This window comes from Sporomusa sp. (assembly GCF_035561255.1).
Taxonomy (GTDB): domain Bacteria; phylum Bacillota; class Negativicutes; order Sporomusales; family Sporomusaceae; genus Sporomusa.
On record NZ_DATMXX010000399.1, the window covers coordinates 1 to 5,475 of the forward strand.

The 5,475-nt window shown below is 43.1% G+C and carries 5 protein-coding genes; 2 read left to right on the top strand and 3 right to left on the bottom strand.

The window, feature by feature from the left end:
* Window positions 1–18: 18 nt before the first annotated feature.
* Entirely contained in the window at window positions 19–891 is an 873-nt protein-coding gene (locus VN379_RS22695; RefSeq protein WP_325538137.1) for a tetratricopeptide repeat protein, read from the top strand.
* Between the two features lie 244 nt (window positions 892–1,135).
* Window positions 1,136–2,938: a sulfite exporter TauE/SafE family protein gene (locus VN379_RS22700; protein WP_325538139.1), complete on the top strand. Its 1,803-nt coding sequence runs from the start codon at window positions 1,136–1,138 to the stop codon at window positions 2,936–2,938.
* Between the two features lie 63 nt (window positions 2,939–3,001).
* Here VN379_RS22700 and VN379_RS22705 read toward each other — a convergent pair whose 3' ends face one another.
* From VN379_RS22705 to VN379_RS22715, 3 genes are all read right to left on the bottom strand, one after another.
* Complete coding sequence (locus VN379_RS22705) at window positions 3,002–4,414, bottom strand: aspartate aminotransferase family protein (RefSeq protein WP_325538141.1); 1,413 nt, start codon at window positions 4,412–4,414, stop codon at window positions 3,002–3,004.
* A gap of 301 nt (window positions 4,415–4,715) precedes the next feature.
* Window positions 4,716–5,132, bottom strand: coding sequence for a nucleoside-diphosphate kinase (ndk, locus tag VN379_RS22710; RefSeq protein WP_422663632.1), 417 nt, complete (start codon window positions 5,130–5,132; stop codon window positions 4,716–4,718).
* A 53-nt stretch (window positions 5,133–5,185) separates the two neighbouring features.
* On the bottom strand, window positions 5,186–5,475 hold a 290-nt coding region (locus tag VN379_RS22715; protein WP_325538145.1), incomplete at its 5' end, for a hypothetical protein.

Below are 5,475 nucleotides of genomic sequence, written 5' to 3' on the forward strand. Positions count from 1 at the left end.
TTATTAAGGTGGTGGATAATGGCTAGAACATCCAAACTATCAGATGGGAAGATTACTGTTAGCGCTAGAGTCAGCAGTGCAGCTGTTGGTATCCTGAAAGAGCACGAAATCCCGATCTCAGATGTGATTGAAGCAGGGATCATCCACTTTTTAGGTTTAGATGATATTGATAAAGTTGCTTATCTTTTAAAAAACAATTCAGATGTTGCTGATAAAGATGACTATAAAATTCCCCATGCCACTTGGCCGGAATGTATAAAAGAAGTGTTAGATTTGAACGAGACTGCCGATGTGCGAGAAGAGATCAAAAATTTCAAGGCTGCTGCTAAATGGTTGCCAGATAAAGGTGCATCCAGAATTGGCCAATTAAGTTTGAAGAAATTAAGTGCAATAGAAATCGTAAAAAAAGCGGCCGACCTAATGCGGACAGGCCGTATACCAGATGCCCTTTCATACTATGATTATGCAATCATGGTCTGTAGAAAATCAGAAAATCACCGGGAAATCGGAAGAGTCTACCTTGTCATGGGTGATGCCTGTCGTGATATAGGGAATTTTTCACTTGCCTTGAGCGCATACGAGGGAGCGGAAATAAATTTTCAAAAAGACCAAACTCCACAAGATATAGCAAATTTGTCTTATTCCCGGGGAGTTTGCTTCCAGCTTTGGGGCAAACACAAAGAATCCTATGACTACTTTGAAAAGGCGCGGAACTTATTCGTGAGCATAGGAGATTTGAACAACCTGCATAAGACACTTTCCCGATTATCCCTCAGCCTCGATTCTCTGGAACCGGAAGATTCGATCAAAACATGCAACGAGATACTTGAATATTTTACGCACCAGAAGTCTCAGTTTACAATAAAAGCAGGTGCTTCCGGTATTGGCTAATCAATAGGCAAAACCTATCAATTAATGAAATTTACACTGACCTTAAAACTGTATCGCGGAAAAATGCATGGAAGAAAAGCTAAGCTGTCCTTCATAGGTATTAACCTGTGCAGGACAGCTTTTTGGGGTTGGGTTACATTCTGTTCACCCTCATATAATATATACACGCCGTACCATTGATTCTTTGCGATGTGTCTGGTATGATCATTGGTAAATATATACTGATAAGTAGGTGAGGCTCGATTTGACAGCCGCAGTAACCATCTGTGTCAGTGATATGCACTGCATATCCTGCGAAAAAAAGATTGAAGGAGCACTAAAGCGATTAAAAGGGGTCAAAGCAGTAAACGCTATATATTCACAAAACACCGTTTACGTGGAATTTGACCGGGAAAGCTGCAGTGAAGAACTGATTCACCAAACCATCCTTGATTGCGGCTATACTCTTGATTGTAGAGCCAATTCCAAAAATAAATCCAAAAACTTTCTTGGTATCGCAGTTCTATTTGGGGCCATTCTTTTGCTTGGTCAAATCACGGGCAGCTTTGATATGAGCTCGCAACTTACAGGTCAAGTTACCTATTTGGTTATCTTTGTTATTGGTATTTTTACGTCTCTGCATTGTGTCGGTATGTGTGGCGGCATTATGATGTCACAGGCAGTTGCAACAGAGGCTCACGCCAAGCAATCCCCCTTGATACGATCACTTTACTATAACACCGGCAGAGTATTCAGCTACACCATTCTGGGTGGTGTTGTGGGCGCTCTGGGTTCGGTACTTTCAGTCTCGATTGGGTTAATGGCCGGAGCAGCAATTGTTGCAGGGATTTTTATGATCCTTATGGGACTCAATATGACAGGGCTTACTATCTTTAGACGTTATCTAAGCTTCCCCCGGCTTTTCAATTTACCGTTAAAACCCTCTAACTCTCCTTTTATCGTCGGCCTGTTGAACGGCCTAATTCCTTGTGGGCCGTTACAAACGATGCAGCTCTATGCTCTAAGCACCGGAAATATTCTTCATGGCGCCACCGCTATGTTTGTCTTTTCTCTTGGAACCTTACCACTAATGCTGTCTTTCGGTACAATTACAACTTTTCTAAGTAAAGATTCTACGAAAACCCTACTCAAGCTCAGTGGTGCTTTTGTCATAATTTTAGGTTTAATAATGACAAATAGGGGGCTTGCCATTGCAGGAGTTAATGCTCCGTTCTTTAATTATGCAGTAAAAAGCACCGGCAATAGCAGCATGGCGCTAAAAGCCGAAGTAAATAATGGCCAGCAGACCATTACAATCGCTGCAACTAACCAAGGTTATGTGCCCAATGTTTTGTATGTTCAGAAAGGCCTGCCCTTAAAGCTAATTGTTAGCGGCGATCAAATCAACTCCTGCAATAATCAGCTAATCATTCCATCCTTAAACATTAAAAAGAAACTGGTGTCTGGTGAAAATGTAATTGAGTTTACACCACAGGGCGAAGACCTGAGCTTCAGTTGCTGGATGGGCATGCTGCGTGGGATTATTAAGGTAGTTGATGATCTGAGTAGTGTGGATATCGCCAAACAAAATGTTGTTATTCCACCAGGCAAGGGTTGTTGCTCTACGAATGACAAATCCCAGTGCTGTGGTAGTGCCGAGAGCCGCCCCAGCATATATGGCGATGATATTAATCAAGTTCCATCCGGGCGGTTAATTAAAAAGGCTCTGCCTGGTAACAATCAGCAAACAGTAACTATTACTGGAATTGGTTATGAATTTGATCCGGTTATAACAGTTATAAATAAAGAAATACCCTCAAAAGTGATTATCAACTTTTCAAAGTTTGATAACCCTGAAGGTAAGTGGGAAATCGTGTCCTATGAGCAAAAAAAGGTAGTTCAGACTTTTACCGGGACAAAGAGTGACGCGGAGCTGGACCTTCCACCCCAGAAACCGGGTAGTATGGGGGTCTATCATAACGGAAAGATTATGGGCGTAATTGAAGTTGTAGAAGAGTTAGCGACTGCAGATATTGAAAAGATTAGAACTAAGCTATTAAAGCAGTAACTTTGATTATTTACAAAGTGGATGACGGCACAGGTCATCCACTTTTGTATGATTATATTCTGCTCAGCCTCTTTTAACCAAGGAACCTAACATGGTTTTACCGCTAGCTATCACCATATCCCCAAAACTCTTGTTCTTTGCGCAGATTACGTCCAAGGCAGCAAGCAATTTATCAAGCTGCTCATAAGATACAGTCAGCGGCGGTTCTAATCGAATAACATTAGGGTTATTCAAAGTATAGGCTGTAACTATCCGGTGATTATTCAACAGTTCTCCAGCTACCATCGCTCCCAGATATTCACTGGCTAACTTTTCCATTGCGCCTCCGGTCAGCCTGTTAAGAATCCCCTTTTCCGGCTGGGCAAACTCCAGTCCGATTATAAGCCCTCTCCCACGGACCTCTTTCAAAAATGGGTATTTTTTCTGTAATTGCTGCAATCTCTGCATGAGATATTCACCTTTTTCTGCTGCCTGCCGCGATAGATCCTCCCGGAAAAGGATTTCCAAAGTCGCAATCCCTGCCGCTGCCGCCCGGGTATTACCACCGAAGGTAGAGGTATGCAGTGTAGCTTTTTCCGTGCTGCCGTAGGCCGTTTTCCAAATCTTTTCGGTAGTAGTATAGGCCGCTAGTGGCATTACTCCGCCACCAAATGATTTGGACAGGCACAGGATATCGGGAACAATCCCGTCCAGTTCGCAGGCAAACATTTTCCCGGTACGCCCAAATCCGGTCTGGATTTCATCAACAATAAGCAAGGTATTATACTTTGTACAAATATCCCTGACCTCTTTTAAATATCCCGCCGGTGGGACAATAATCCCGCCTTCTCCCTGAATAGGTTCTACGATAAACGCCGCTACATCCTTCTGAGATAAAGCTCGCTCCAGGGCTTGTACATCGCCAAAAGGAATAAACTCGATTCCCGGCAGCAACGGGGCAAACGGCTTTCTATATTTCTCCCGCCCTGTGACTGACAGGGCTCCGAAGGATTTACCATGAAAAGAACCCTCGCAGGAAATAAATTTCATTTTCCCGGTAGCGGCCCGGGCCAGTTTTAATGCCCCTTCCACAGCCTCCGCACCACTGTTGCCGAAAAATGAGTATTGCAGTTCTCCCGGGGTAAACAAGGCTAGATTCCGGGCTAATGCCCCTGCTAAAGGATTGGGGGCGGCTTGAATCAGATTCGGTAATTCCTGTACCGACTCAACTGCTGCAATTAGCTCAGGGTGGTTATGTCCCAGGTTCAAGGCTCCATAGCCGCCTAAGAAATCTAAGTATTCATTATCTTCCCTATCCCAAATCGACGTCCCCTTCGCCCTTACAAAACTCTTATCAAAGTTTAAAAGCCCCATGAGATTTACTAAATCCGGATTTATAAACTTCCGGTGGTTTTCCCGATTTTCTTCCCGGGATAACGCCATAGCTTCCCTAAGCTCTAAAAATTCAGGCATTACATCTTTTATACGTCTTTCCATTTTTTGCATTCCCTCCATGTCCGGAACTATATTCCAAATTGTGCACAATTATTATGAAATACATTCCTTAAATTGTAAACAATTACCTCTAAGTCGCCCTTATGTAATTATAATACTCTATAAACAGATAATTGGTAAAGTCTTAAAAGACTATGTTCAAAAGGAGCAGACCTGTAAACAGCAGCTACAGCAAAGTCAACGAAAACTAAAAGCTGACCCCTGTTATATACAGATGCCAGCTCATTTCCTAACTTTTTTTCATGTCTACGCAAATTGGCTTTAGCCTATATCTTGTTACCTATCATTCATAGATTTCCTCTTCGGTAAAGTAAATCGCAATTTCCCTTTTAGCACTGGCAACACTATCTGAACCATGCACAATATTATTATCCATAGTCGTTGCATAATCGCCCCGTATTGTACCAGGCAGAGCCTCGGCCGGATTCGTAGACCCCATCATTTTGCGCACGATACTGACCGCATGCGGTCCGGTAACTACCATTGCTACAACCGGTCCTGAAGTAATAAATTCGATCAAAGCCGGGTAAAAAGGCTTATTCTGATGCTCCTCATAATGCTTGGCAGCGACATCCCGGGACAACCGAACTAACTTGAGCGCAGATATTCCAAATCCACGCCGCTCAAAGCGGCTAATGATCTCACCAGACAGGTTCCTTTTAACCGCATCCGGTTTCAACAAAACAAGCGTACTTTCTATGGTATTCATATATACATTACCTCCGGAATCTCCAAGCGTTAATCGAAACAATCCTATAATTTCCGCATAGTGGGTACTTGGTGGTCAGACAGTAAGCAGATTTCTTTCGCTATTGCAGCCATCTTCTTAATAATCTGAACGATTTCGTGCTGCTCTTTTCCAGAATCGTTCATTGTCCTACAGGCCTTTTGGAAACTTTCCGCAATCAGCTGTAAGTCAGTATCTATGTTATTTGCGACTTCAGGGCGTGTGTCATTTTTCCCACCGCTCCTGGAGGAACGGCACTCTTGTTGGGTGCCTGACGCATCTTTTTGCATTTCATTCACCTCGATCATATATGTTC